This window comes from Escherichia sp. HH091_1A, from assembly GCF_030295175.1.
Classification (GTDB): domain Bacteria; phylum Pseudomonadota; class Gammaproteobacteria; order Enterobacterales; family Enterobacteriaceae; genus Escherichia; species Escherichia coli_F.
Genome location: NZ_AP025748.1, coordinates 107,445 through 132,895, shown reverse-complemented (window position 1 = coordinate 132,895; position 25,451 = coordinate 107,445). Strand labels below are relative to the sequence as shown.

Genomic DNA, 25,451 nt, shown 5'->3' with positions numbered 1-25,451 from the left:
TTTCATTCTACAATGAAGCTGGAAGGCGAGAGCTGGCGGAACAGAACATTAAGGAAGGGACAAAAGCAGGAAAACCGACATGAATTTGAGCCACAATATCGTTTAAGAATTGAGATTGCCAGAAAGTCTTCTCTGTATGGTGTGGCGGAAGCTGAACTGAAAAACAAAACTAGGAGGGATTCCGGTAAACCAGAAGAACATAAAACCCGACTGGAACTGACTCAGGGATATATAGGGGGAAGTTTGCGTGAAGTAGGAGCAGAAATTCGAGCCGGGCGGTGGCTGTACCGCGATGTCAGAGAATGGCTTTTTGATGAAAATCTTGATGGTATATGGGGGCGCTGGAAAAAAGATGACTGGCAGGTGGAGATGGTGGCAGGACGTGTGAATTACTGGCAGCGAGATTTGCTTGATGATACAACACGTAACAAAAATGTGATATCCGTACAATCTGCATTTTTGCAGTACAGTGTGGAAAAGGACTGGGATACCGGTATTTATTTTGCTGTAAATAAAAACACGCATGATGTATATGAGCGTCAGTCTTTTTACGGGATACGTTCCCACAGTACATCGGATACGGGATGGCGGCACTGGCTGGAGGTCGGAGGAATGTATGCAGAAAAATCCGAAAAAAAATATCAGGGGAGGGTAATTGATGCAGGGCTTACTTGGATTCATAACAGTCCATCGCGCAGCCGCTTTACTCTAGGTTACGCCATAGCCAGTAAAAAATATCATCAGACCGGATTGCAGTCGAATGAAGCCAGCTTTGGTGGAAATACTAAATTCAGTATTTATGGTAATACATTATCTCCAGAGTTGACAAATATACGTATCCTGACGGTTGGCACTGGAATGGATATATCCCCAAGCAGTTCACTGGATCTTGTATATCATTATTATAGACAATCAGACAGGGATTTTTTATCTTCTCATGATCCAGACCTGAAGTCCCGTTATGACAATAGTTCTACTCTGGATCTCGGGAGTGAAATAGATCTTATATGGGGCTACGAATTTAGTAAAAATATAAAAACTGAGCTATTGCTAGGGATGTTTATGCCATCAGAGCGTTTTCGGGCATCATCTACTGAAAATTCTCCCCGCAGTTCCCCTGCATATTCAGTCGGTCTAGAAGTAGAAATAAAAATTTAACTGAATAATCGTTATTTTTATGGTGTGAAATATGAATATTACCGTTTCAGGAACTGGATACGTTGGGTTATCCAATGCACTACTTCTTGCACGTTATCATAATGTGACGGCATTTGATATTGATGCCATTAGGGTTGAGCAGTTGAACAAACGAATTTCACCGCTTGATGATGATGAAATACGGGAGGTATTCCAAACTGGGAATATTTGTTTTAAAGCAACCACGCATAAAAGTGAAGCTTACCTAGATGCTGATTATGTTATAATTGCTACTCCAACTGATTATGATCCTAATACAGGATTCTTTGATACTGCTTCTGTGGAGTCAGTTATAGAAGATGTGGTAAAATTTAATCCACAGGCAGTGATAATCATTAAATCAACGATCCCTGTTGGATTTACAAAAAAAGTCAGACATAAATATTGCACTGACAAAATAATATTTTCACCAGAATTCTTACGTGAAGGGAAAGCACTATATGATAATCTCTATCCATCTCGAATTATTATCGGAGAGCGTTCAGAGTGCGCGAGGCATTTTGCCAGTATTATGAAAAATGCCGCAATGAAAAGGGATGTACCCGTTTTGTTCACAGAGCCTGCAGAAGCTGAAGCAATAAAACTATTTTCCAATGCTTTTCTCGCTACAAGAGTGGCATTTTTCAATGAACTTGATACCTATGCTGAAATTACGGGGCTGAACACTAAAGATATAATCAGAGGTGTCTGTCTGGATAGAAGAATTGGTGATTATTATAATAACCCATCATTTGGTTATGGTGGATATTGTCTGCCAAAAGATACGAAACAACTGAAAGCAAACTATGATAAACTAAATATACACTGCGATATTATTACTGCTACAGTGAGAGCAAACGATACACGTAAATCTTTTATTGTACAGAGAGTATTGGAAAAAAAACATAAAGTAGTGGGTTTTTATCGAATTATTATGAAAAATGGTTCAGATAACTTCCGTGAGTCTGCCGTTATGGATATCATCCGTCAACTAAAGTCAAGAGACATATCTATTATTATATATGAACCAATATTGCAAAATAAAACAGTAAGTGATTTAATATTAGTCAATGAATTGCCTGTATTCAAAAAAAAGTCAGACATTATACTCGCGAACAGAATTACAGATGAATTAATGGATGTCAGAGATAAAGTATATACTCGTGATATATATTCACGAGATTAATTCTTTATCAAGCATCTTTTCGCCGGATGAGGCAATAAAAAATGATACCAGTGAAATACCGTTCACTTAATCGGAGCGGCACTCATTTCACTTTGATATCTTAACCGCCCTTGGCCTTGATGGTAAGCGCTTCACCGTCTTTCGCCTCCCTTTCCTGTTTCCGATACCAATGTCCATTTTCGCAGTAAAAGGACATTTAAGATGAATGCACGAAAGGCGGTACTGGCAGATAATCCGGAATTAATCCCGCGTGTGCTACAGCTGAGATTTGACGAGTCACTGTCGTACCCGCGCATTTCTGCGCAGACTGGTGTCAGCAAAACCGCTATTTTTTCTCTGGTGAAGCGATTTCACTAGGTATTCACTGACTGGCCCCTTTCCGGTAAATAGCAGTCAGGCAGCAGCGAAGCAAAGCGTTACTGACGTCGCTGCATGAATGGATGGTGGAGAAGAATGGCACGCTGTCGAAAAACTCCAGACTGGGCGAAGCGTTCAGCTATGTACTGAATCAGTGGGACGTCCTCTGTTATTACAGTGATGACGGTCTGGCGGAGGCGGACAATAACACAGCGGAAAGAGCGCTTCGTGCTGTCTGGCTCGGAAAGAAAAATTACGTGTTCTTCGGTAGCGATCACGGCGGCGAGCGTGGTGCACTGCTGTACGGGCTGAACGACACCTGCCGTCTGAACGGTATCGATCCGGAAGCGTATCTGCGCCATATTCTGAGCGTACTGCCGGAATGGCCCTCCAACCGTGTTGACGAACTCCTGCCATGGAACGTAGTTCTCACCAATAAATAAGCGTCAATACGGTGCTCCGTTGACGCTTACAGTGTAGCGGTATTAGGAGCAGTTATTTAGGACTTTGTCTGCAATCTGAAACCAGCTCCTTAGGAGGTGATCTTTTACTTAGACTGTAATTCCGTTGTTTCTTTTTCAGTAGATTCAACCTCACGATACCAGCGAGGATGGTGTTTCTTCGCCCAGCGTCGACTAACTTTCCCTTCAATCATACCTTTAATTGAACCTTTTACCCAAAACGCCATGTATATATGAATCAGAATGGCGTGAATCAGTACAATAGCTGCTGTCGCGTGGATTAACAAACACCAACGAACTATGTTAATTGAGAAATAATGGGCAAAGTATGGCCTCCAGATAATAACGCCGGTAACCAGTAATACCAGAATCAGGCTCATGATGCTCCAAAACATCATTTTCTGCCCTGCGTTGTATTTCCCCACATCAGCGACGTTATGCTCATTGCCTTTAAGTACATCAACGATCCCTTTAATCCAAGGAAGATCCTGTTTATCGGGAATATTGTGGTATACAAAACGAACGAACATAAACATCAGCATGATGAAAATCATCACTCCGATAAACGGATGTAGAATTCGTCCCATTTGCGGTGTACCGAAGGTTTCAGTAAGCCATTGCAATGTTGGGAAGAAAAGCGCAATACCGGAAAGTGACACCAGGAAGAAGCTTATTACCACCGTCCAGTGACAAGCACGGTCGATAAATTTGGTACGCAGAATCATGTTGCTTTTACTCATGACCGTTTTCCTTTTCATCATCATCCGTCTCTTTGTTTGGGCCTACTCCCACGTAGTGGTAAATCAGCCCGGCAAAAGTGGCGATAAATCCGGCTGCGGAGAGTGGTTTTAAAATTCCCTTCCAGAAGTTTACTGGTACGGCGATTTTGGGGTCATCTGGCAGATTGTGGTAAAGAGATGGTTGATCCGCGTGATGAAGTACATACATCACGTGGGTGCCGCCAATCCCTTGAGGGTTGTAAATACCCGCGTTGACATAGCCACGTTTTTTCAACTGTGCCACACGAGTTTCAGCTACATTAAGCATCTCTTTTTTGGTTCCAAACTGGATAGCACCGGTCGGACAAGTTTTCACGCAGGCAGGTTCCTGACCCACGCTGACCCGGTCAACGCACAACGTACATTTATAGACCCGATTATCTTCAGGATTAAGCCGGGGAATATTGAATGGGCAGCCAGCAATGCAGTAGCCACAGCCAATGCAGTGCTCGGACTGAAAGTCGACAATCCCGTTGGCATACTGAATGATTGCTCCAGGTGATGGACAGGCTTTCAAACAACCAGGATCGGCGCAGTGCATGCAACCGTCTTTGCGGATCAGCCATTCCAGCTTATCGTTCTGGGTGGTTTCGCTAAAGCGCATCACTGTCCAAGACTTAGCGCTGAGATCTGTCGGGTTGTCATAGACTCCGTTGCAGTAACCCACTTCATCACGAATATCGTTCCACTCTGAGCATGCTACCTGACAGCCTTTACACCCAATACAGGTGGTTACATCAATTAGTTTCGCCACTTCTGCACGGTAATTCCGCGCCTGAGGCGGCGGCGTGATGTTGTTCGTCGCAGAGCGTTTTATAATATCTTGTGATTGCATAGCCATGAGTCACCTTCCTTACGCTCGCTCTATGTTGACCAGAAATGCTTTATACTCCGGTGTTTGCGAGTTCGCATCACCCACCGATGGCGTTAACGTATTGGCGAGGAACCCTTTGCGTGTAGCACCTTCAAAGCCCCAGTGACAAGGAATACCGATTGTATCGACCTGCTTACCATCGATCATCAGCGTTTGCAGACGTTTGGTGACCACCGCCTTTGCTTTTATAAAGCCGCGTTTCGACATCACTTTCACCGTATCACCAGCTTTAATGCCTTTTTTGCTCGCCAGCGCCTCACCGATTTCGATGAATTGATCGGGTTGAACGATGGCGTTGAGCAGAGCATGTTTGGTCCAGTGGCGAAACAGTTCCGTAATGGAGTAAGTTGTTGCGATGTACGGGAAGGCATCCGCTTTACCCATATTGGTGATATCGTCATTGTAGATACGTGCAACTGGGCTGGATACAACATCCGGGTGCAGCGGGTTAGTACCAATAGGCGACTCAATGGGTTCGTAATGTTCCGGGAATGGCCCGTCGTTCATTTTGTCGATGGAGAACAAACGCGCTACACCTTCCGGATTCATGATAAACGGACCAACACTGCTGCCCGGTTCTGCCTTATCATAGTCTGCGACATCCATACCGAGCCATTTTCTGCCATCCCAATGCAGCAGAGCTCGTTTTGGATCCCACGGTTTTCCTGATGGATCTGCCGAAGCGCGATTGTAGAGAATACGGCGGTTGGCTGGCCATGACCACGCCCAGCCCGGTGTGCAGCCCAAACCATATGGATCACTATTATCACGATTTGCCATCTGGTTACCTTGCTCTGTCCAGCTTCCACAGTAGACCCAGCAGAAACAACTGGTAGAGCCGTCATCGCGTAACTGTGCAAAATTGCTGAGCTGCTGACCATTCTGGGCAATAAGCTGGCCTTTATCATCATAAATGTCTTCAAGTGCCTGGCCATTTGCTTCACGAGCAATCTCTTCTGGGTGTGGGTCATATGGATCTTTATAATTCCAGGCAATATTCAACAAGGGTTGAGGATTCGCTCCGCCTTCCTGCTGATATAGTTCACGCAGTCGCATAAACAGGTGGCCAAGGATCTTTCCGTCATGCCAGGCTTCACCTGGTGGTTCTGCCGCAGCCCAGTGCCACTGCAACCAACGCCCGGAGTTAGCTATTGAACCATTTTCTTCAGCAAAGCAGGAAGATGGCAGGCGGAAAACTTCGGTCTGAATATCTGCCGGGGTTACATCGTTCATCTCGCCATGATTCTGCCAAAAATTGGAAGACTCAGTGGCCAGTGGATCGATAACCACCATATATTTCAGTTTGGAAAGTGCCCGAATTGATTTGTTTTTATCGGGAAACGCCGCCAGTGGGTTAAATCCCTGAACGATGTAACCATTGAGCTTCCCTTCGAGCATCAATTCGGTCTGAGTCATTACGTCATACAGGCGATCCCATTTAGGTAGCCAGTCGTAGCCCCAGTTATTTTCCACTGTTGCATTATTGCCCCAGAAACTTTTCATCATGCTAACAAAGAATTTCGGAGTATTTTTCCAGTAATTGACCTCATTCACACCTAACGCAGGTGGCGTGATTTGCGAAATATAGGTCTGATAGTCTGGCTGTTTTTCCGACGGCAGCGGCATATAGCCCGGCAGGTTTGTCGACAATAAGCCAAGATCGGTATATCCCTGAATATTGGAATGGCCACGTAGGGCGTTAACACCACCGCCTGCCATACCTATATTACCCAGTAGTAACTGGAGCATAGCAGCGGCGCGAATAATCTGTGCCCCGTTGGAGTGGTGTGTCCAACCCAGTGCGTACAGGATGGTGGCGGTGCGATCAGGAACACAGGTACTAGCGAGAATTTCGCAGATTCGATTGAAATCCGCCACGGTAGTCCCACACAGTCGGTTAACCATTTCTGGCGTATAACGCTCGACGTGAGTTTTCAACAAATTCCACACGCAGCGTGGGTGATTCAATGAATCATCACGCAGGGCATTACCCTGTTCGTCAAGCTGATAGAACCAACTTGATTTATCATACTGACGTTTCTTGTCGTCATAGCCGCTAAACAGACCGTCATTGAACTGATAGTCATCACGTATTATAAGGCTGGCGTTCGTGTAATGGCGCACATAGTCGTGCTGCACCCGGTTGTTCTTCAGCAGATAACGGATTACTCCGAGCAGGAATACTGTGTCTGAACCAGCGCGTATTGGCGCATACAGATCGGCGACGGCGGCGCTACGGTTAAAGCGCGGGTCTACCACCACCACGGTCGCGTCGTTTTTAGTTTGCGCTTCGACCACCCATTTAAAGCCTACCGGATGTGCCTCAGCAGCATTGCCGCCCATAATAAGTATTACGTTGGCATTTTTAATATCGACCCAATTGTTGGTCATAGCACCACGTCCAAATGTTGGTGCAAGAGCAGCAACGGTGGGGCCATGACATAATCGTGCTTGACAGTCGATAGCGACCATACCTAGTCCACGAGCAAATTTACCGTCAAGGATCCCGGTTTCATTGCTTGCCGCTGAGGAACATAGCATGCCTGTAGTGGCCCATCGGTTGACAGTAACGCCCTGTGCGTTTTTCTCAATAAAGTTGGCATCACGATCATCTTTCATGAGTCGGGCAATACGATTAATCGCATCATCCCAGCTAATACGCTGCCATTTATCTGCCCCAGGTGCTCGATATTCGGGATACTGCAGACGGTTTTTACTATGAATATAATCCAACACGCCAGCGCCTTTAGGACACAACGAGCCACGGCTCACCGGATGATCCGGATCGCCCTCAATATGGTAGATACTTTCTTTGACGTTTTTAGCTGTATCGCCAAGACTGTACATCAGCATGCCGCACCCTACTGAGCAGTATGTGCAGTTATTACGTGTCTCTTTTGCTTTTAAGAGTTTGTATTGACGGGTTTCCGCGTGAACGGAAAAAGATGATAAGAATCCGAGAGATGCAACAGTTGTTCCTGCCATACCGCCCGCGCAGATTCGAAAGAACTGTCTCCGATTGAACTCCATTTTTTCTCCAGCTTAAACTTAAGACATGAAAAAATATGGTTATTTTAATGTTAAATTATTTTATGGGCAATTAACTTTTAGCCAAAATCAGTCTCCCCTCTCCCTCCATTCCCTTTGGTGATGTTCCGGGGGTAAGTAATATTCCGGTGAACTCATATTGACGCGTTTTTCAGATGCGTCACTGGCGGTACATATGAACTCGCAGTGTGATGATAGTTGATTTATTTTATAGAGCAGAGGAGAAGCAACTAGATACCGGAGGTTGACACTAAAGTACTGAGTCGGGTGACCACTGCGACTTCCCCCTCTGACGAAGCGGTTTCCCTGCTGAAAAATGTCGGCAAAAAGGGGAAGCATCAGAAGGGGGGGACTCCGTCCGGCCAGTGAACCGTGCCGCACTCCGGACAGTACATACCGCCGGCGCTGATACCGGCAAGAATGGTCGCAAACACCCACTCCGTACAGCGGGCAATTTCCGGATAGCCTTCGTCATCAACACGAACAAACCAGAAGACCATCTTTTTGTTTCCCACATCCACAAAGAACGAAATATTCAGGTCTGCGCAGCACTTAACGGCATCGTCAAAATTATCAAAGTGCAGAATTCCTGTGAACTGTCCCGGGAATCCTGGAGATGAAACTCTCTGAGAAGGAGGTAAACAGGATGACTAAAAATACTGGTTTTCCCCCGAAGTCCGTCAGCGGGCGACCCGTATGGTGCTGGAAAATCAGGGCGAATATGACTCACAATGGGCAGCAATTTGTTCCATTGTGTCAACGACGGATGAAAAGTGATCCACTTATATCTCCACCAACGACCCAATATTGATCCACCGTTTTATTCAGGATTAGCTTCTGCTATAACCCCGGCCTTTCGTTTCTGTCTGAGTCGATAGCTTTCTCCTTTGATCTGAACGACATGTGAGTGGTGTAAGATACGGTCCAGCATCGCTGAGGTCAGGGCTGCATCACCGGCGAACGTTTGATCCCACAGCCCGAACAGCAGATTGGATGTCAGGATCATTGCGCTTTTTTCGTAACGTTTAGCGATGGCCTGGAAGAACAGCTTTGCTTCTTCCTGACTGAACGGCAGATAGCCTATTTCATCAATGATGAACAACCGGGGGGCCATGACTCCACGCTGAAGCGGCGTTTTATAACGGCCCTGACGTTGTGCCGTAGATAACTGAAGTAACAGATCTGCTGCTGTTGTGAAGCGAACCTTGATACCTGCACGGACTGCTTCATAGCCCATCGCTATTGCCAGATGGGCTTTCCCCACACCTGATGGCCCCAGTAATACGATATTTTCATTACGTTCTATGAGTGTAATGACTGGAGTTGCTTCTGCGGTGCTCCGGTGGCGAATGTGAAGTCATACTCTTCGAACGTTTTCACCGCCGGGAAGGCTGCCATTCGGGTATACATCGCCTGTTTACGTTGATGACGTGCCAGTTTTTCTTCATGAAGCAGATGCTCCAGGAAGTCCATATAACTCCATTCCTGGTCTACTGCCTGTTGTGACAGCGCAGGCGCTGCGCTTATAAGGCTTTCCAGTTGCAACTGCCCGGCGAGCGCCATCAGTCGTTGATGTTGCAGTTCCATCATCACGCCACTCCTCTGCAGAATGAGTCGTAGATGGAGAGTGGATGATGCAGGGGGGATTTGTCGAAGTTCACCAGATTTTCACCAGGATGCACGTCATACTCTTTTTTCTCCGGAGGCAGTGCCAGCATGGACTGCTGCTCTTCGAGCCAGCGATCGCAGGGACGGGCCTGGATTGTTTCATGCTTTCGTTGGTTAGCGACATCGTGCAGCCAGCGCAGACCGTGGCGGTTGGCTGTTTCAACATCGACAGTGATCCCCATCGGGCGCAGGCGAGTCATTAGTGGGATATAAAAACTGCTACGGGTGTACTGCACCATCCGTTCCACCTTACCTTTAGTCTGTGCCCTGAAGGGACGACACAGTCGGGGAGAGAAGTCCATCTCCTTGCCGAACTGCCACAGCGAAGGATGGAACCGGTGCTGACCGGTCTGATATGCGTCACGTTGCAGAACCACAGTTTTCATATTGTCATACAACACTTCGCGCGGCACACCACCAAAGAAGCGAACGCATTACGATGGCAGGTCTCCAGCGTGTCATAACGCATATTGTCAGTGAATTCGATGTACAGCATTCGGCTGTATCCGGGAACAGCAACGAACACGTGAAGCGGTGAGCGACCATTACGCATAGTGCCCCAGTCAACCTGCATCTGTCGTCCGGGTTCAGTTTCGAACCGAACAACAGGCTCCTGCTCCTGAGAAACCGAGAGAGAACGAATGAACGCCCTGAGAATGGTCATTCCGCCACGATATCCTAGGTATCTGATCTCGCGAGTGATTACCGTTGCCGGGATTTTGTAAGGATGAGCATCGGCGATGCGTTGACGAATATAATCCCGGTATTCATCCAGGAGTGAAGCAACAGCAGGTCGCGGCGTATATTTTGGCGGCTCAGATTTTGCCTGCAAATAACGTTTAACGGTATTGCGGGAGATCCCCAGTTCTCTGGCAATCGCCCGGCTACTCATTCCCTGCTTGTGCAGGATTTTAATTTCCATAACTGTCTCAAAACAGAAATGGCTGACAGATATCACGGATTTCCAGCTCCCTGCAGGTAAAGTCTAGCTATCACCGCTCGTGGACTGCTTCGATGGAAAAGTTGTGAGCTGGTCTCTCAGTACACGTCCCGACGCTGAACTGGTCAACACCATGCTGGATAATGCGGTCGAAACGTTAAATGCTGGCGAACGACCGGTGACACACAGTGACAGAGGTGGGCATTATCGCTGGCCAGGCTGGCTGGAAAGAGTGAATGCAGCAGGTCTTATTCGCTCAATGTCCCGTAAAGGATGTTCACCTGATAATGCCGCATGTGAAGGCTTTTTCGGCAGACTGAAAATGGAAATGTATTATGGGCGTAAATGGTCAGACATCACGCCAGAAAAGTTCATGCAGTAAGTGGATGCTTACTCAGATGGTATAACGAGCGGCGTATAAAATTATCGCTGGGTGCCGTCAGCCCCAAAATGTACCGCCAACAATGCGGGCTGGAATGATAAAGCAGTCTAGGAAATCGTCTGCATCCCCATAACGGTCAAACATCGTGGCGTTGACAACGTCTCTCATACACGCTCGTAAGCGGCCCTCACGGTCCGCTAACGCGGAGATACGCCCCGACTGCGGGAAACCCTTGTCGGGACCACTCCGACCGCGTACAGAGGCTCTGTCATGGCTGAAAGTGGGTATGGCTTAACAGGATGGGGTGGGTAAGGTTAAATCTGTCAATCAGTACCGGCTTACGCCGGGCTTCGGCGGTTTTATTTCTGTGCCATATGAAACAACGGAGTGCCGCCTTACATGCGTTGGCGCGCATTATTTGCCTTGTTCCGCCTGAATGTAATCACTATGATTAAATGTGATTAACAACTAATCGGATATGCAAATGAAAAACAATACCGCACAAGCAACAAAAGTAATTACCGCGCATGTGCCATTACTTATGGCTGATAAAGTCGACCAGATGGCCGCCAGACTGGAACGGTCCCGGGGCTGGATTATCAAACAGGCGCTTTCTGCATGGATTGCCCAGGAGGAGGAGCGTAATCGCCTGACGCTGGAAGCACTGGACGATGTGACATCCGGACGGGTTATCGACCATCAGGCTGTACAGGCCTGGGCGGACAGCCTCGATACTGACAATTCGTTACCGGTGCCTCGCTGATGGAACTGAAGTGGACCAGTAAGGCGCTTTCTGATTTGGCGCGGTTATATGATTTTCTGGCGCTGGCCAGTAAACCAGCTGCAGCCAGAACGGTGCAGTCCCTGACACAGGCACCGATCATTCTGTTAACTCATCCACGTATGGGAGAACAGTTGTTTCAGTTTGAACCCAGGGAGGTCAGACGGATTTTTGCTGGTGAGTACGAAATCCGTTACGAACTTACTGGTCAGACTATTTATGTATTGCGCCTGTGGCACACACGAGAAAACAGGTAGATTGTGTGTGAGGACAACTTAACATAGCCTGCAGATATTAATTCTGGAAAATTATTATCAGGCCAGATATTTTGTATTCCATTAAATAATCTTGTAGGAGATAAAATGAATTACGATGAAATAACGAAAATTACCGCTGAACGTATTAGCGACTATATGACTGAAGCAGTTAATACAGACTCTATAGCCGTTGCGGAAATGTTTCATAACGCTGCATGGGGAGTGCGAACATTGTGGTTTGAACTCGTCACAAAAATAGATATAGATATACATAAAAAGAACAGGTATGCGCGTTATGATCTTAGAAGGAAAATCGAAATGCAACATGAAGAGTTTCAGAAAATGACAGAGCGCGAGCAAGTACCTTTATTGGAATCGCCAGAATGATGTTCAGCGGCTTCGCCCAGGTATTTTCTTTCGCCCCTTCTATGCCCTGCAGGACATTGTATAAATGTAACTCTGTCATACATGTTCGTAAGCGGCCCTCACGGCCCGACTGCGGGTAAATCCTTCAACCGCGTACAGCTCATTTTCATTGCTGTACAGACCGTATAGCCTTGCAGGACAGGAGGAACTGGAGAATATCTGGTCCCTTTAATGCGGGAATTCATTTTATTCACCTTTAATTTGTGGATTCACAATGAGGTAACTTGTGCCGTGTTCATCGTTCATTTCTATGGCATCAAATCCAAGGTAAGTGGCTACACGACCACGCAGGCGTTGCAATTACCATGAGTATGCTCCCCTAATATCGCTGCCGAGGCGTGGCGAGAGAATATCTGCAAAATCCTCGATATCTGAATTGTTATCCCACATGACGTGATCTGCTATTTCCTCTACGTCAGCAGTATCCAGTTCGTTATGTAAGAAGGCATAAACCTCTTGAAAATGAGCATCAAGATCACGGGATTTGGCTATTTTATCATCATCAACATGGTATATGAATACGGTGTTTCCGTGACTGGCAGCAATATCGCGCTCCGGGCTGGCAAATAACCCATCAAAAACGTTATTGCCAGACATTGCGAACTCACCAATTTTGATTATTGGAGCCACTTTTTCATAAGTTCCGTGGAATAATTTCATAATAACGACCCTGTTTATTTTATGTAATGACTGGCAAGAAAATAACTTGATTAAGTTCCCTTTATCCAGCCTGATAGTGGATAAAGGAAACGCAATCATAATTTAATTAGTTTATTAACTTCATCGCATTCTTTTTTGTCTCCTCATCACTTTTTTGCTCCGGTTGTGAAGAGGACTGAATGATTGTTGAAAAATTTAAATTGGCCATCTCTTTTGGAAATAGCGATCTCAATATATTCACGATATCCGAAAATGTGGTTTCTTTCGTCAGTAGTTCACATAAAAGGAATGGGGTCCTGGGGTCTTGCCTGTATAAGGCCAGACCTGCAGTCAGTGCGGCCCGGTTAAGTCGGCTACGTTCTCCTTGGGGGATACTGTCCAGTGTATCACAAACAATTTTATCTGTTTGATTTACATCTGGATTTAGTTTGAATGCAATGGTTCTGCGCTTGTCCATCATTAATTACCTATGAGATACATACCGTTAACTAAATCATATTGAGAGTTATTGGTTTTGAAAAAACGTTCATCACGAATCTGTGTGTGTTTTTTTACTGCATCGCATATTAATTCTGCGCCACCGCCTATAACCATAACATGCGTATAACCAGAAAATTCATTGAGCGTATTTAATACACGTTGCTCAAGTTTACGAAGTGCTTCATTCATTGCTTCGGTGACTATTGATATTTTGTTCTCATCATTAATTCGTTGCTTCAGATAGTTGTTGTCTTTTCTGTGAATAATTATATCGTCAGCAAGATAGCTACTTCCTTTTGTTCTCGCAAGAGAAAGGGCATCTTTTACTGCCGATGTGACCAGAGATACACCAAGAGATGAGTCTCCGTATATTTTACTGATCCCTGATAATTTCCCCATTACCTGAGAAATATCTAATGTGGTGCCCCCGAGGTCTATAATTAATAAAGAATCTAACTCATCCAGTTCTTGTAGAACTTCATAACCTGCTGGTATAGATTCAGGCATGACTTTTACATCTTTTATTGTGAATGTATCCCCACCATTTAATGTAATTTTTTTCCGGAAGTTTGCTTTCTTACGCTCAATATTTTCCGTATTGGGTTGGTTATTCCTGTCGTAATATTCTGTCAGAGGAAGTGTGCAAACAATATCCACTTCGCTTACCGGCAGACCACTGGTCAGTAAGGCGTGATGCACCGCAACGACATTAACGTCGCTGTATTGCCATGCGATATTGGTTGTGACTACAGCATCCGGGCTGATTGGATCAAATGAATACTGTTCGCCGTTCAGTGTGTAGTTAAAGACCTTTTTATCACCAAAAGAGACTGCCCACTCGCGTTTGAAGCTGTTCGGGCTAATGTGCTGTTTAATTGTTCCGTCGCTTTCCTGCCACTGTAGTTTGATGTTTGTTGAACCGTCATCAATGAATACCAACATTTATAAAACTCCTTATGGTGTTTTTTTGGTGTTTATTTGGGGTTGTTGTGGGTTATTTTGGGGTTTTCTTGGCAAGTAACAAAAGATGTCGCCGGGCTCCTCTTTTTACTGCGCCGGCTGACGCGGCGCGGCAGGAACGCTGCCTGTGGTCAGTGTCCCGCGTCCGGCGGGCACGGGACGGGCGCTTTTACCGCTCCCGGCTGGCGTCGGTGACAGTGTACGCCAGCCTGTCGCCCTTTTCTGATGAACGCCCTTCAAGCCGCTTTCGCGGCATATTCTCGCCGTCAAAAAGACGACGGCTGCGATATTCCACGGTCGGCCTGACCCGTTACCGGACGCGGTGAACAGCCCACAGGCAGCGGGGAACGGGCACCACAGGGGGGCCCTCCTGGTGCCCTCTGTAAGAGAAGGAGAGTGCTGTTATGTCCCGTTTTATTCTGGGTGACTGCGTGCGAGTTATGGCCACGTTTCCGGACAATGTTGTCGATTTCATCATCACCGACCCACCTTATCTGGTCGGTTTCTGCGACCGTTCCGGCCGTACTCTTGCCGGTGACAGAACTGACGAGTGGCTTCAACCAGCCTGCAATGAAATGTACCGCGTGCTCAAAAAAGACGCGCTGATGGTCAGCTTCTACGGCTGGAACCGTATTGACCGCTTTATGGCGGCCTGGAAACGCGCCGGATTCAGCGTGGTAGGGCACCTTGTGTTCACCAAAAACTACACATCCAAATCTGCGTATGTCGCGTACCGCCACGAATGCGCCTACATCCTGGCAAAAGGGCGTCCGGCGCTGCCTCAGAAACCCTTACCGGATGTGCAGGGCTGGAAATATTCAGGCAATCGTCATCACCCGACGGAAAAGCCTGTTAGCAGCCTGCAACCGCTGATTGAGAGCTTCACACACCCGAACGCTATTGTGCTGGACCCTTTTGCAGGCAGCGGCTCAACCTGCGTTGCCGCCCTCCGGTCCGGACGCCGGTATATCGGTATCGAGCTGCTTGAGCAGTATCACCGTGCCGGACAGCAACGACTGGCTGCCGTTCAACGGGCCATGCAGCAGGGGGCCGCGAATGATGACTGGTTTATGCCGGAGGCTGCGTAAATGAATTATGCCGGACACGAAAAACTTCGCGCCGAAGTGGCGGAGGTGGCCAGTGCCATGTGCGACCTGCGTACAACCATGAATGAGATGGAGCAGCGGTACAGCTTTAATGCCGACACCCTGCCGGAACGTCTGGTGCGTCAGACGCTGTTTCGCGCAAACCGCCTCTTGATGGAAGCATATACCGAAATTCTGGAACTGGATTCCTGCTTCAAAGATTGAGGGGAGAGAGTATGTACGGACATGCGAAATACTCTGCCGGGAGCTGGTAGCAAAGTATCCGGGAGACACGCCGCTGATGCTGGTTGTCTGGTCCCCGGAAGAGATTCAGGCACTGGCTGACGGAATGGATATTTCCCTGACCGATCATGAAATCAGGACTGTCCTGGCGCGCCTGGAGGACATCCCGGAAGACCAGCGGATTGAGTCCGGTATTTCTTCCGGTGCGGCGATGGAGATTATCAGCAACGTGAGCGAAAACCGCCAGGTGACCGTCCCTGCTGAACTGCTGGCGTCCCTGATTCAGACCGCTGAACAGGCACTGTGGAAACGTGAATGGGCCGCCCGGAATGCATTACCCGCCGTCAGACGGTGGTTATTCAGGCCCGCGCCCTGCGGAAAAACAACACACACGAAAACGACTGATGTTATCGCCGCCTGCGGGTGGCGATTCAGGGAGACCATGAATCATGAACGAAACGCTGAATGCACTGATTTGTCGCCACGCCCGTAACCTGCTGCTGGCGCAGGGCTGGCCGGAAGAGACGGATGTTGACCAGCGAAATCCGAACTATCCGGGCTGGATCAGCATTTACGTGCGGCTGGATGCGCCCCGGCTGGCGACGTTACTCGTTAACCGCCACGATGGCGTGCTGCCGCCGCACCTGGCCTCCGCCATTCACAAACTGACCGGAACCGGGGCGGAACTGGTACTGTCCGGCAGTCAGTGGCAGTCGCTGCCGGTACTTCCGGCAGACGGAACGCAGGTGTCTTTCCCGTATGCGGGTGAATGGCTGACCGAAGACGAAATCAGGGCAGTTCTTGATGCGGTGCACGATGCGGTACGAAGCATCTGTTACCAGGTGGCAGAAGATGCGCGGCGTATCCGGGCGGCGCTGACCACCACCGGTCAGACGTTGCTGATCCGCCAGACGCGCCGCTTTCGCCTGGTCGTGAAGGAAAGCGATCACCCCTGCTGGCTCGATGAAGATGACGAAAACCTGCCCGTGGTGCTCGATGCCATCGTGAACCGGGGAGCACGTTTTTCGTCGGTGGAAATGTACCTGGTCAGCGATTGTATTGAGCATATCCTGTCCAGTGGGCTGGCCTGCGATGTGCTGCGTATACCGGATGAACCGCCCCGCCGCTGGTTTGACCGTGGTGTTCTGCGGGAGGTGGTCCGGGAAGCCCGGGCCGAAATCCGCAGCATGGCGGATGCCCTGGCAAAAATCCGGAAATGATGACGTTGGCGGGGTAAATCCCCGCCTTTTTCCTGCCGGTCCCCGGACAGAGCACAAAGGAAGTCGCCGCCGGCTCCGCTTTACCCGGCCATGCAGGGCATGGCCTTGTGGTTTTTCAGTTATGTGGCCTCAGCGTCGTGTGCGGGCTGTGCCGTGCCTCCATCTTAGCCGGGCTGGCAGGGATGCAAGGGTACGCTTCGCCGCTGCGGTCACCCGGTCCCTCCTTCCCGTCTGCCGTGATTTTCCGGTCGTTCACCCGCTCAGATTTCGCGGTCTCACCCTCCAACTCCCGCCAGCCGTGTGCGTCAGGCTGCGGCTTCCCTTGCGCCCTGTGCATCCCCGCCTTATCGCCCGGCTTTTATGGAGGCACGGCACCGCCCGGTGTCGCGGAATATGTGAACAACGGAGGAAAACATCATGCAGTATGCGAAACCTGTCACTCTGAACGTAGAAGAGTGCGACCGCCTTTCCTTTCTGCCGTATCTGTTTGGCAACGATTTTCTGTATGCCGAGGCATCTGTGTACGCGCTGGCGAAAAAAATGATGCCGGAATATGAAGGCGGCTTCTGGCACTTCATCCGCCTGCCGGACGGTGGCGGTTACATGATGCCGGACGGCGACCGTTTTCATCTGAACAACGGTGAAAACTGGTTTGACCGCACGGTCAGCGCCGATGCCGCAGGCATTATTCTGACCTCCCTTGTGATTAACCGCCAGTTGTGGCTGTACCACGACAGCGGTGATGCGGGACTGACACACCTGTACCGGATGCGTGATGCGCAGTTGTGGAGCCATATCGAATTTCATCCTGAATGTAACGCGATTTACGCGGCACTGGATTGATTAACGGACGGGGCGGCAATGCCGTCCCTGTAAAGGAGACGAGAACATGTACTGTACTGTTAAAGAAATCATCCGCGAAGTGCTGGATACAGACGTGCCGGACAGTGAATGCGTTTTTGCCGTGGTGCTGACCCGTGGGGATGTGCGTCACATAGCCCAGGACTGGAGTCTGACAGACGATGAGCTGGAAACCGTCATGCAGCGGCTGGACGATGCCTTTGAATATGGTGCGGATGTCAGCATTGTTCACGACGTTGTTCGTGAACTGATGGAAGAAAAGCGCGCCAGCCGTCAGGTGACAGTCCCGGCGGTGATGCTGGAAAAAGTAATGGCGCTGGCGGGCAGTGAAATGAAGCGCCTGTATGCCGTCGGGAGTGAGAACGGGGGCGACGGTGACGCATTCGTCAGGGAAGAACGCGAAGCAATGGATGTTGTGTTACAGGCGCTGGATGGGGAGCACATGTCATGAATATCAGCACAGAAACCCGCGAAATTCTGTGCAATTACAAAGCTGTGATTAATGCGCGGCGTCGTGAGATGGGGCAGAAACCACTCACCACCGCGCAGATTGTTGATGAAATCTGCGATTTTGTGGCGAATCAGCAGGCGGTTTTCCTGGGCGGTCAGTACATCCTTCAGGGCAGCAGACACAGGTGATACAGGGCAGGCGGTGGAGGCCGCCTGTCAGCCCGCGCGAAAACCCCTGGCAGGCTGACGCCTGCCGGAAGGGAAGCGGGCTACGCTGACGCGTCGCCCGTTACCCTTCCCGTTTGTGATGTGTCCGGAATGTTTTTTTCTGATGTTATTTTTCTGTGGTTACCGTGCCTGTTACTGTTCTTCTTCTTCCTCTTCTTATTTCCGTTCCTCTCCTGTTTATGGCTTTCCCGGGCGTCCCCCTGGCGGGGCGGGCTGTCGTGAACGGAGCCAGCGGAGCTGTCTCCGCCCTGGCGGGCTTCCACCCCTGACGCGAAACCCTGGCTTGCAGCGACCGTTCCGGTCGCGCCGCCTCTGTCGCGCCGTGGCCTGCGCTCCCGGCATCCCGGCAAAAAGACACCGGGATGTAAGGCGCAACGCCGTTTCGCGCACGCGCTTCACGTCGTTGCGGCGGGTCCCTGCTCATTGCCTGCCGGGTGCCACACACCCGTATGAGTCCCTGTCGCCGGGGGCTGATACAGCCACAACCTGCCGCACTGACTGTCCAGGGTAAATGAACAGCCCACAAAATTTTTTACCCAAAACCCGGTAAAAAATTTTGCGTTCTGCCCAGGACAGGTGCGTCAGGCCGTGGCAGTGATGCCCCTTGCGGCGAAGGTTCTCAAACGGGTGAAGTTCATACCACAGGGAATACAGCAGCAGGTTCCCGCGAAACGTCAAAAGCGCGGCTCCCGAAACTCAACGGGTGATGTTCTTTAAAAATCAGGATTTATTTCAGGCTCCGGCAATACGCATTTATTTGTTCTGTCAGTCATCCGGCTGGCAGGTAATGAGAACGCAGGAACAGAAGGAGGAAAACACCGGAAAGCGTCAGATGCAGATATGAAAAAAGCAGGTCAGGGACCTGCTTAATCCACGCCGTAAGAATTGTGCGACCAATTTTGACGGCATTGTTAATCCACTTGTCATAAGGCATCCATTTATGACTGTAAGCATTGTTTCACCTTCCTCAGCGGCTGTAAAGCCCCGCCGTCATCCCCGTTTCAGACGCGAAGACATCCCCGCGCCGGAAATTGACCCCGTGCTGAAAGCCTTCGGGCGACACATAGCCCGGAGTTTTCACCGGGGGCGTGGTGTACACATCCCCGCCATGAAAAACACGGCCTTCGGGCAGGTGCTCCGCACACTCGAACTGAAACGCGCTTTTAACTGATGAGGTGAGCCGCCCCGCGAGGGGCGGCAACAGACGGAAGGAGAACATTTTATGACATTAGCAGCAATCACCATGACCGCCCCGGAAGCCGCCAGCCCTGTGCAGATGTACCGCGCGACCTACTCACCGGATGACAACAAACTGCGCCTGTATGCCGCGTCACGTCTTGACCCGGAGACGTATAAAAAAGTTCATGATGCCGGTTTCCGCTGGGCACCCAAACAGGCGCTGTTTGTGGCGCCAGCCTGGACACCGGGCCGGGAAGACGTGCTCCTCTCACTTGCCGGAGAGATTGAGGATGAAGACAGCACGCTCGCTGAACGTCAGGAAGCACGGGCGGAGCGGTTTACCGGATACAGCGGAAAGCGGGCCAGTGAATCCGCACAGGCACTTGATGAAGTGGAAAGACTGGCCGCGATGATCCCGCCCGGTCAGCCCATTCTTGTGGGGCATCACAGTGAACGCCGCGCCCGTCGTGATGCGCAGCGTATTGAAAACGGCATGAAACGTGCCGTGATGCTCTTTGAACGTGCGGAATACTGGGAAGAGCGGGCGCGGTCGGCACTGCTTCACGCGAAGTATAAAGAACGTCCGGACGTTCGCTGGCGTCGTATCAAAAAAATCGAAGCTGATTTGCGCAAGTCTGAAAAGACCATCGCGCAGTCGCAGAAATATCTGACGATGTGGCGGGCTGAATCGCTGGATCTGAATATGGCAAAACTCATCAGCAGTCATGACCATATCAGCGCCTGTTTCCCGCTGGATACGTATCCGCGCCCGGCAGAAAAAAGCCAGTATGAAGGAAGTCGATCGTTATGGTCGGCCCTGGATGATGACATCATCACCACGGAGCAGGCCCGCGAAATTGCGATCCGCTGTCATGAACGGCAGATTCAGCGTCAGCAACGCTGGGTTAACCACTATCAGAACCGCCTGATCTATGAGCGTGCCATGCTGGACGAAAGCGGCGGCGTGGTTACCCGGACACAGGATTTTGAGCCGGGCGGGCAGGTTTTCAGCCGGGGCGAGTGGCTGACCATCATCCGTGTGAACAAAAGCAACGGGGCGGTGAGTTCAGTCACAACGCCAAATTACAGTTTTCTCGGGTACAGCGGCACGATGAAAGTGACGCCCGATCGCATCACGGACTACAAAGCACCATCGGCAGAAGAGGCCGCCGTCGCCAGACAGGCCGCGAAGCGCCCGCCTGTTGTCAACTATCCGGGAGAAGGTTTCCGGGAAATGACAAAGGCACAGTGGGCTGCCCTGCCCCGGGACTGTAAGGCCGTGCGCAGTGTGGCAGAGGCAGAAGACCACGGGGCATATCGTTACCGCCGCACAATGGACAATAATTTCCGCCTGGTGAATGTGTATATCACCGACATGAAAATCACGGAAATCCCGCAGAAATAAGGCTTATCCCCGGGGTATGACGGAGATAATGACATGCACAGTCAGTTAAGAGAACGTATCCGGCTGATGCGCGCAAGGCTGGATAACGCCGCGCCGGTTGCTGAAATCCGGGCTGAATCTCAGCTTTTTGTGACACCTGCCCCGGTCTGTAAGCGCCTGGTGACACTGGCGGAGATCAGCAACCGTGATCACATTCTGGAACCCTCTGCCGGCACCGGAGCCATACTGCGGGCGATTCGGGATACCGCGCCGGGGGCCATGTGTGATGCGGTGGAGATTAACAGCGGACTGGTCCGGTATCTGCGGGAAAATTTTAACGGTGTCAGGGTGCAGCATGGTGACTTCATGGAATGGCAGCCGGCGCAGTATTACAGCCGGATTATTATGAATCCGCCGTTCAGTCACGGGCAGGATATCCGGCATATCCTGCGGGCTTTTTCCCTGTTGCGTCCGGGGGGCGTGCTGGTTGCCGTCTGTCTGAACGGGCCGCGCCAGCAGGAGAAGCTGTTACCGTTTTCTGACGTCCGCGAGGAGCTGCCACGCGGTACGTTTGCTTATACCCGTGTTCCGACGATGATTATTCGTCTGCGTGCCTGATGACGCCGGGCAGGCGGGAGGATAAATGCCTGTCTGCCCGCGCCGGGAAAAAAACGCGCGCCGGCAGCGCTGAAAGGGGCCGCGCTGACGCGCCGCCCCTTTCATTACGCGGACGTTCTGATGGGGGCTTCTGTTTCTTCATGCCTGTCATTTGTCTGTTACTGATGTTGTTGTTCCTGCTACTGCTACTGCTACTGCTACTGCTACTGCTACTGTTCTTCTTTTTCCTGCTGCTCTGATTCTGACTACTGCAGTGTTGTCCTGTCTGCCGGGCGCCCCTTCGGCTCCCGGCTGCCTGGCGGCATCCGGTCGTCAGGCCCGACTCCGACAGGCAGCTGCTGGCGCACCTGCCAGTCTCCGCCGAACCCGCTGGCGCGGTTTCGGGCTGTCGCTACGGTCCGATGCGTGAAAACCCCCGGCTTGCAGCGACCGGAACGGTCGCGCCGCCTCTGTCGCGCCGTGGCCTGCGCTCCTGGCATCCCGGCAAAAGGCCGCCGGGATGTGAGGGGCAACGCCGTTTCGCGCACGCGCTCTTCGTCGTTGCGGCGGGTGCCTGCCCGTTGTTGTATCCGGTGCCATACACCCGTGTAAGCCCCTGTCGCCGGGGGCAAAGACAGCCACAACCGTCTCCGCCAGTCCAGGGGTGAAATGCACATCCCACAAAAGTTTTTGCCCAAAAGCAGGCAAAAACTTTTGCGGTCTGCCCCCGGACAGTCGTTTCCGGCCGTGGCAGTGATGCCCCTTGCGGCGAAGGTTCTCAAACGGGTGATGGTTAATACCGGAGGGAACAAAAGATAGGTCCCCGCAAAACGTCAAAACCGCGGCTCCCGAAACTCAACGGGTGATGGGGGCTGAAAACATCAACAGAAGGAGGCACATCATGGCAGTTCGTGGAATTAACAAGGTTGTACTCGTTGGTCGTCTGGGTAAAGACCCGGAAGTCCGTTACATCCCCAACGGGGGCGCAGTGGCAAACCTGCAGGTGGCCACGTCAGAAAGCTGGCGCGACAAACAGACGGGAGAAATTAAGGAACTGACGGAATGGCACCGCGTGGTGCTGTTCGGCAAGCTCGCGGAAGTGGCTGGCGAATATCTGCGCAAGGGCGCGCAGGTCTACATCGAAGGTCAGCTTCGCACCCGTAACTGGGAGGATAACGGTATCACCCGTTACGTCACCGAAATTCTTGTTAAGACCACGGGCACCATGCAGATGCTGGGACGTGCCGCAGGTGCTCAGACTCAGCCGGAAGAGGGGCAACAGTTCAGCGGTCATCCTCAGCCGGAACCACAGGCGGAGGCCGGTACGAAAAAAGGTGGCGCAAAAACGAAAGGCCGTGGACGTAAGGCCGCGCAGCCCGAGCCTCAGCCGCAACCGCCGGAGGGGGAGGATTACGGGTTTTCAGACGATATCCCGTTCTGACTGGCCTGACTGTGATAACCGCCCCGCCCTGCGCGGGGCATCACCGGAGAGATGAGGATGAGCGAATATTTCAGAATACTTCAGGGACTGCCTGACGGTCCTTTTACCCGCAAACATGCCGAAGCCGTTGCCGCACAGTACCGGAACGTCTTTATCGAGGATGACCACGGCGAACAGTTTCGCCTGGTTGTCCGTAATAACGGTGCAATGGTCTGGCGCACCTGGAATTTTGAGGACGGTGCCGGGTACTGGATGAACCATGTCATCCGGGATTTCGGCATTCTTAAGTAAGAGAGGTGCCGGACGGGAACGCGTCCGGCAGACATACAACCATCCCGGTCAAAGGAGAAATATATGTCAGTTACAGAGTCTAAGACAAAAACGGAGCGTAAATCCAGCCGTAAACCTGCAAAAACGCAGGAAACAGTCCTGTCTGCCCTGCTGGCGCAGACGGCGGAAGTGAGCGTGCCGCTGGCCTCACTGATTAAATCACCACTGAATGTGCGCACGGTGCCGTATTCTGCGGAGTCCGTCAGCGAACTGGCGGACTCCATTAAAGGTGTCGGCCTGTTACAGAATCTGGTTGTTCATGCCCTGCCAGGTGACCGTTACGGTGTCGCCGCAGGCGGTCGCCGACTGGCAGTACTCAACATGCTGGCAGAGCGCAACATCCTTCCGGCTGACTGGCCTGTACGCGTGAAGGTCATTCCGCAGGAGCTGGCGACTGCCGCATCGATGACCGAGAACGGTCAGCGTCGGGATATGCACCCTGCCGAACAGATTGCCGGATTCCGCGCAATGGCGCAGGAAGGCAAAACACCTGCACAAATCGGTGATTTGCTGGGCTATTCACCCCGCCACGTTCAGCGAATGCTGAAACTGGCTGACCTTGCCCCGGTTATCCTCGATGCGCTGGCAGAAGACTGCATCACCACCGAGCACTGTCAGGCGCTGGCGCTGGAGAACGACACCGCGCGTCAGGTGCAGGTGTTTGAAGCCGCCTGTCAGTCGGGATGGGGAGGTAAACCGGAAGTACAGACCATTCGTCGTCTGGTGACCGAAAGTGAAGTGGCGGTGGTGGGGAACACTAAATTCCGCTTCGTGGGGGCTGATGCCTTCTCGCCAGATGAACTGCGCACTGACTTGTTCAGCGACGACGAGGGTGGCTATGTGGACTGTGTTGCGCTCGATGCCGCCCTGCTGGAAAAACTCCAGGCTGTCGCTGAACACCTTCGGGAAGCTGAAGGCTGAGAATGGTGCGCCGGACGCATGGAGCCTGTCGGTTTCTGCCGTGAGGATGCCGGAACATATCGCAGTCTGCCGGAGCCGGAAGCGGTGCTGACGGAGGCAGAAGAAGAACGCCTGAACGAACTGATGGCACGTTACGACACACTGGAAAACCAGTGTGAGGAATCCGACCTGCTGGAAGCAGAAATGAAGCTGATGCGCTGCATGGCGAAGGTCAGAGCGTGGACGCCGGAGATGCGTGCCGGAAGCGGTGTGGTGGTGTCCTGGCGTTACGGTAATGTGTGTGTCCAGCGTGGTGTGCAGTTGCGCAGTGAAGATGACGCGGCTGACGACGCTGACCGCACGGAACAGGTGCAGGAGAAAGCGTCAGTGGAGGAAATCAGTCTGCCACTGCTGACGAAAATGTCTTCCGAACGCACGCTGGCAGTCCAGGCAGCACTGATGCAGCAACCGGACAAATCCCTGGCACTGCTGGCATGGACGCTCTGCCTGAATGTGTTTGGCAGCGGAGCTTACAGCAATCCCGCAAAAATTCGTCTGGAATGTGAGCATTATGCGCTGACCAGCGATGCGCCATCGGGGAAGGACGGTGCCGCATTCATGGCGATGATGGCAGAAAAAGCCCGTCTTGCTGCCCTGTTACCGGAGGGATGGTCACGTGACATGACGACGTTCCTGTCACTCAGTCAGGAGGTGCTGTTATCCCTGCTCAGTTTCTGCACTGCGTGCAGCATCCACGGTGTTCAGATCCGTGAGTATGGTCACACGTCACGCAGTCCGCTGGATTCGCTGGAAAGCGCCATCGGCTTTCATATGCGCGACTGGTGGCAGCCGACAAAAGCAAACTTCTTCGGACACCTGAAAAAGCCGCAGATTATCGCAGCCCTGAATGAGGCAGGACTGTCCGGTGCCGCACGGGACGCAGAGAAGATGAAGAAAGGCGATGCCGCTGAACATGCAGAGTTCCACATGAAAGACAACCGCTGGGTGCCTGGCTGGATGTGTGCACCACGTCCACAGGCAGAGACGGAAACCACGGAGTACCGTGACGACCAGGCAGAAGCCGCCTGACCGCCAGTC

At 51.1% G+C, this 25,451-nt stretch carries 23 protein-coding genes and 14 pseudogenes; 26 read left to right on the top strand and 11 right to left on the bottom strand.

Annotated features, from left to right (window positions below; all coding sequences use genetic code 11):
* Positions 1-12: 12 nt before the first annotated feature.
* From QUF14_RS27955 to QUF14_RS27940, 4 genes and pseudogenes are all read left to right on the top strand, one after another.
* Positions 13-1,158 carry an alginate export family protein gene (locus QUF14_RS27955; RefSeq protein ID WP_236927345.1) on the top strand — a complete coding sequence of 382 codons (1,146 nt, stop codon included), beginning with the start codon at positions 13-15 and terminating at the stop codon, positions 1,156-1,158.
* A 31-nt stretch (positions 1,159-1,189) separates the two neighbouring features.
* A complete protein-coding gene (locus QUF14_RS27950) occupies positions 1,190-2,362 on the top strand; it encodes a nucleotide sugar dehydrogenase (RefSeq protein WP_001028042.1) in 1,173 nt (390 codons plus the stop codon).
* Positions 2,363-2,563: 201 nt separating this feature from the next.
* Positions 2,564-2,716 (top strand): annotated as a pseudogene (locus QUF14_RS27945) (IS66-like element accessory protein TnpA); the annotation flags it as partial.
* Between the two features lie 32 nt (positions 2,717-2,748).
* Positions 2,749-3,162 (top strand): annotated as a pseudogene (locus QUF14_RS27940) (IS66 family transposase); the annotation flags it as partial.
* Positions 3,163-3,266: 104 nt separating this feature from the next.
* Here QUF14_RS27940 and fdnI read toward each other — a convergent pair.
* From fdnI to istA, 6 genes and pseudogenes are all read right to left on the bottom strand, one after another.
* Positions 3,267-3,920: a formate dehydrogenase-N subunit gamma gene (gene fdnI, locus QUF14_RS27935; protein WP_000045939.1), complete on the bottom strand. Its 654-nt coding sequence runs from the start codon at positions 3,918-3,920 to the stop codon at positions 3,267-3,269.
* Entirely contained in the window at positions 3,913-4,800 is an 888-nt protein-coding gene (fdxH, locus tag QUF14_RS27930; RefSeq protein WP_001251453.1) for a formate dehydrogenase subunit beta, read from the bottom strand. The genes fdnI and fdxH overlap by 8 nt, the downstream gene beginning before the upstream one ends.
* A 12-nt stretch (positions 4,801-4,812) precedes the next feature.
* Positions 4,813-7,863: a formate dehydrogenase-N subunit alpha gene (gene fdnG, locus QUF14_RS27925; protein WP_000395613.1), complete on the bottom strand. Its 3,051-nt coding sequence runs from the start codon at positions 7,861-7,863 to the stop codon at positions 4,813-4,815.
* 356 nt (positions 7,864-8,219) lie between these two features.
* A complete protein-coding gene (locus tag QUF14_RS27920; RefSeq protein WP_157839835.1) occupies positions 8,220-8,396 on the bottom strand; it encodes a hypothetical protein in 177 nt (58 codons plus the stop codon).
* A gap of 305 nt (positions 8,397-8,701) precedes the next feature.
* Positions 8,702-9,474 (bottom strand): annotated as a pseudogene (istB, locus tag QUF14_RS27915) (IS21-like element helper ATPase IstB).
* Positions 9,471-10,471 (bottom strand): annotated as a pseudogene (gene istA, locus QUF14_RS27910) (IS21 family transposase). The pseudogenes istB and istA overlap by 4 nt, the downstream one beginning before the upstream one ends.
* Positions 10,472-10,484: 13 nt before the next feature.
* Between istA and QUF14_RS27905 the strand changes: the two are divergent.
* The 5 genes and pseudogenes from QUF14_RS27905 to QUF14_RS27890 form a co-directional block, all read left to right on the top strand.
* Positions 10,485-10,969: pseudogene (locus QUF14_RS27905) on the top strand (IS3 family transposase); the annotation flags it as partial.
* 123 nt (positions 10,970-11,092) lie between these two features.
* Positions 11,093-11,149: pseudogene (locus QUF14_RS29155) on the top strand (hypothetical protein); the annotation flags it as partial.
* 200 nt (positions 11,150-11,349) lie between these two features.
* Positions 11,350-11,634: a CopG family ribbon-helix-helix protein gene (locus QUF14_RS27900; RefSeq protein WP_001355337.1), complete on the top strand. Its 285-nt coding sequence runs from the start codon at positions 11,350-11,352 to the stop codon at positions 11,632-11,634.
* A complete protein-coding gene (locus tag QUF14_RS27895; protein ID WP_000421249.1) occupies positions 11,634-11,909 on the top strand; it encodes a type II toxin-antitoxin system RelE/ParE family toxin in 276 nt (91 codons plus the stop codon). Before QUF14_RS27900 ends, QUF14_RS27895 begins: the two co-directional genes overlap by 1 nt.
* 105 nt (positions 11,910-12,014) lie before the next feature.
* Positions 12,015-12,218, top strand: a pseudogene (locus QUF14_RS27890) (hypothetical protein); the annotation flags it as partial.
* A 303-nt stretch (positions 12,219-12,521) separates the two neighbouring features.
* Here QUF14_RS27890 and QUF14_RS27885 read toward each other — a convergent pair.
* The 3 genes and pseudogenes from QUF14_RS27885 to parM form a co-directional block, all read right to left on the bottom strand.
* Positions 12,522-12,995: pseudogene (locus QUF14_RS27885) on the bottom strand (AcrIF11 family anti-CRISPR ADP-ribosyltransferase).
* A gap of 106 nt (positions 12,996-13,101) precedes the next feature.
* Positions 13,102-13,452 carry a plasmid partitioning/stability family protein gene (locus QUF14_RS27880; RefSeq protein WP_024166183.1) on the bottom strand — a complete coding sequence of 117 codons (351 nt, stop codon included), beginning with the start codon at positions 13,450-13,452 and terminating at the stop codon, positions 13,102-13,104.
* Positions 13,453-13,454: 2 nt separating this feature from the next.
* Positions 13,455-14,417, bottom strand: a complete 963-nt coding sequence (gene parM, locus QUF14_RS27875) for a plasmid segregation protein ParM (protein WP_000959884.1) — start codon at positions 14,415-14,417, stop codon at positions 13,455-13,457.
* A gap of 14 nt (positions 14,418-14,431) precedes the next feature.
* Between parM and QUF14_RS27870 the strand changes: the two genes are divergently transcribed.
* The 8 genes and pseudogenes from QUF14_RS27870 to QUF14_RS27835 all read left to right on the top strand — a co-directional run bounded on the left by QUF14_RS27870 (position 14,432) and on the right by QUF14_RS27835 (position 18,483).
* Positions 14,432-14,761 (top strand): hypothetical protein, encoded by a 330-nt coding sequence (locus QUF14_RS27870; protein WP_047088698.1) that lies wholly within the window; start codon positions 14,432-14,434, stop codon positions 14,759-14,761.
* 78 nt (positions 14,762-14,839) lie between these two features.
* Positions 14,840-15,523 (top strand): DNA methylase, encoded by a 684-nt coding sequence (locus QUF14_RS27865; protein WP_000085877.1) that lies wholly within the window; start codon positions 14,840-14,842, stop codon positions 15,521-15,523.
* The gene (locus QUF14_RS27860; protein ID WP_001104895.1) at positions 15,524-15,745 is read left to right on the top strand and encodes a YubE family protein; all 222 of its coding nucleotides are present in this window, start codon (positions 15,524-15,526) and stop codon (positions 15,743-15,745) included. It begins immediately after the preceding gene.
* Positions 15,741-16,168 (top strand): annotated as a pseudogene (locus tag QUF14_RS27855) (DUF1380 family protein). Before QUF14_RS27860 ends, QUF14_RS27855 begins: the two are co-directional and overlap by 5 nt.
* Positions 16,169-16,212: 44 nt before the next feature.
* On the top strand, positions 16,213-16,983 hold the full coding sequence (locus QUF14_RS27850; RefSeq protein ID WP_001006223.1) for a YubG family protein: 771 nt from the start codon (positions 16,213-16,215) through the stop codon (positions 16,981-16,983).
* A gap of 417 nt (positions 16,984-17,400) precedes the next feature.
* Complete coding sequence (locus tag QUF14_RS27845; RefSeq protein ID WP_047088978.1) at positions 17,401-17,826, top strand: antirestriction protein; 426 nt, start codon at positions 17,401-17,403, stop codon at positions 17,824-17,826.
* A 46-nt stretch (positions 17,827-17,872) separates the two neighbouring features.
* Entirely contained in the window at positions 17,873-18,295 is a 423-nt protein-coding gene (locus tag QUF14_RS27840; protein ID WP_032167172.1) for a DUF1380 family protein, read from the top strand.
* Positions 18,292-18,483 carry a hypothetical protein gene (locus tag QUF14_RS27835; RefSeq protein WP_047088977.1) on the top strand — a complete coding sequence of 64 codons (192 nt, stop codon included), beginning with the start codon at positions 18,292-18,294 and terminating at the stop codon, positions 18,481-18,483. The genes QUF14_RS27840 and QUF14_RS27835 overlap by 4 nt, the downstream gene beginning before the upstream one ends.
* Positions 18,484-18,652: 169 nt before the next feature.
* Here QUF14_RS27835 and QUF14_RS29150 read toward each other — a convergent pair.
* A pseudogene (locus QUF14_RS29150) lies at positions 18,653-18,946 on the bottom strand (hypothetical protein); the annotation flags it as partial.
* A 516-nt stretch (positions 18,947-19,462) separates the two neighbouring features.
* Here QUF14_RS29150 and QUF14_RS27830 point away from each other — a divergent pair.
* The 5 genes and pseudogenes from QUF14_RS27830 (at position 19,463) to QUF14_RS27810 (ending at position 22,112) form a co-directional block, all read left to right on the top strand.
* Complete coding sequence (locus QUF14_RS27830) at positions 19,463-19,693, top strand: hypothetical protein (protein ID WP_000218655.1); 231 nt, start codon at positions 19,463-19,465, stop codon at positions 19,691-19,693.
* A gap of 51 nt (positions 19,694-19,744) precedes the next feature.
* Positions 19,745-21,106, top strand: a complete 1,362-nt coding sequence (locus QUF14_RS27825; RefSeq protein ID WP_000170678.1) for a DUF3560 domain-containing protein — start codon at positions 19,745-19,747, stop codon at positions 21,104-21,106.
* 33 nt (positions 21,107-21,139) lie between these two features.
* Complete coding sequence (locus QUF14_RS27820; protein ID WP_047088974.1) at positions 21,140-21,703, top strand: class I SAM-dependent methyltransferase; 564 nt, start codon at positions 21,140-21,142, stop codon at positions 21,701-21,703.
* A 25-nt stretch (positions 21,704-21,728) separates the two neighbouring features.
* Positions 21,729-21,942: pseudogene (locus tag QUF14_RS27815) on the top strand (hypothetical protein).
* Entirely contained in the window at positions 21,855-22,112 is a 258-nt protein-coding gene (locus tag QUF14_RS27810; protein ID WP_023147917.1) for a hypothetical protein, read from the top strand. Before QUF14_RS27815 ends, QUF14_RS27810 begins: the two are co-directional and overlap by 88 nt.
* Here QUF14_RS27810 and QUF14_RS29145 read toward each other — a convergent pair.
* Positions 22,112-22,282: pseudogene (locus QUF14_RS29145) on the bottom strand (hypothetical protein); the annotation flags it as partial. The gene QUF14_RS27810 and the pseudogene QUF14_RS29145 overlap by 1 nt on opposite strands.
* Positions 22,283-22,396: 114 nt before the next feature.
* Here QUF14_RS29145 and QUF14_RS27805 point away from each other — a divergent pair.
* The 4 genes and pseudogenes from QUF14_RS27805 to QUF14_RS27790 form a co-directional block, all read left to right on the top strand.
* A pseudogene (locus QUF14_RS27805) lies at positions 22,397-22,498 on the top strand (single-stranded DNA-binding protein); the annotation flags it as partial.
* An 85-nt stretch (positions 22,499-22,583) separates the two neighbouring features.
* The gene (locus QUF14_RS27800) at positions 22,584-23,123 is read left to right on the top strand and encodes a single-stranded DNA-binding protein (protein WP_047088942.1); all 540 of its coding nucleotides are present in this window, start codon (positions 22,584-22,586) and stop codon (positions 23,121-23,123) included.
* Positions 23,124-23,180: 57 nt separating this feature from the next.
* Positions 23,181-23,414 carry a DUF905 family protein gene (locus QUF14_RS27795; protein ID WP_000005990.1) on the top strand — a complete coding sequence of 78 codons (234 nt, stop codon included), beginning with the start codon at positions 23,181-23,183 and terminating at the stop codon, positions 23,412-23,414.
* A gap of 63 nt (positions 23,415-23,477) precedes the next feature.
* Positions 23,478-25,442, top strand: a pseudogene (locus tag QUF14_RS27790) (ParB/RepB/Spo0J family partition protein).
* Positions 25,443-25,451 lie beyond the last annotated feature (9 nt).

Coding starts and splice junctions, on each gene's coding strand:
- QUF14_RS27955 (WP_236927345.1), top strand. CDS start 13: ATGAAGCTGGAAGGCGAGAGCTGGCGGAACAGAACATTAAGGAAGGGA.
- QUF14_RS27950 (WP_001028042.1), top strand. CDS start 1,190: ATGAATATTACCGTTTCAGGAACTGGATACGTTGGGTTATCCAATGCA.
- fdnI (WP_000045939.1), bottom strand. CDS start 3,920: ATGAGTAAAAGCAACATGATTCTGCGTACCAAATTTATCGACCGTGCT.
- fdxH (WP_001251453.1), bottom strand. CDS start 4,800: ATGGCTATGCAATCACAAGATATTATAAAACGCTCTGCGACGAACAAC.
- fdnG (WP_000395613.1), bottom strand. CDS start 7,863: ATGGAGTTCAATCGGAGACAGTTCTTTCGAATCTGCGCGGGCGGTATG.
- QUF14_RS27900 (WP_001355337.1), top strand. CDS start 11,350: ATGCAAATGAAAAACAATACCGCACAAGCAACAAAAGTAATTACCGCG.
- QUF14_RS27895 (WP_000421249.1), top strand. CDS start 11,634: ATGGAACTGAAGTGGACCAGTAAGGCGCTTTCTGATTTGGCGCGGTTA.
- QUF14_RS27880 (WP_024166183.1), bottom strand. CDS start 13,452: ATGGACAAGCGCAGAACCATTGCATTCAAACTAAATCCAGATGTAAAT.
- parM (WP_000959884.1), bottom strand. CDS start 14,417: ATGTTGGTATTCATTGATGACGGTTCAACAAACATCAAACTACAGTGG.
- QUF14_RS27870 (WP_047088698.1), top strand. CDS start 14,432: ATGGTGTTTTTTTGGTGTTTATTTGGGGTTGTTGTGGGTTATTTTGGG.
- QUF14_RS27865 (WP_000085877.1), top strand. CDS start 14,840: ATGTCCCGTTTTATTCTGGGTGACTGCGTGCGAGTTATGGCCACGTTT.
- QUF14_RS27860 (WP_001104895.1), top strand. CDS start 15,524: ATGAATTATGCCGGACACGAAAAACTTCGCGCCGAAGTGGCGGAGGTG.
- QUF14_RS27850 (WP_001006223.1), top strand. CDS start 16,213: ATGAACGAAACGCTGAATGCACTGATTTGTCGCCACGCCCGTAACCTG.
- QUF14_RS27845 (WP_047088978.1), top strand. CDS start 17,401: ATGCAGTATGCGAAACCTGTCACTCTGAACGTAGAAGAGTGCGACCGC.
- QUF14_RS27840 (WP_032167172.1), top strand. CDS start 17,873: ATGTACTGTACTGTTAAAGAAATCATCCGCGAAGTGCTGGATACAGAC.
- QUF14_RS27835 (WP_047088977.1), top strand. CDS start 18,292: ATGAATATCAGCACAGAAACCCGCGAAATTCTGTGCAATTACAAAGCT.
- QUF14_RS27830 (WP_000218655.1), top strand. CDS start 19,463: ATGACTGTAAGCATTGTTTCACCTTCCTCAGCGGCTGTAAAGCCCCGC.
- QUF14_RS27825 (WP_000170678.1), top strand. CDS start 19,745: ATGACATTAGCAGCAATCACCATGACCGCCCCGGAAGCCGCCAGCCCT.
- QUF14_RS27820 (WP_047088974.1), top strand. CDS start 21,140: ATGCACAGTCAGTTAAGAGAACGTATCCGGCTGATGCGCGCAAGGCTG.
- QUF14_RS27800 (WP_047088942.1), top strand. CDS start 22,584: ATGGCAGTTCGTGGAATTAACAAGGTTGTACTCGTTGGTCGTCTGGGT.
- QUF14_RS27795 (WP_000005990.1), top strand. CDS start 23,181: ATGAGCGAATATTTCAGAATACTTCAGGGACTGCCTGACGGTCCTTTT.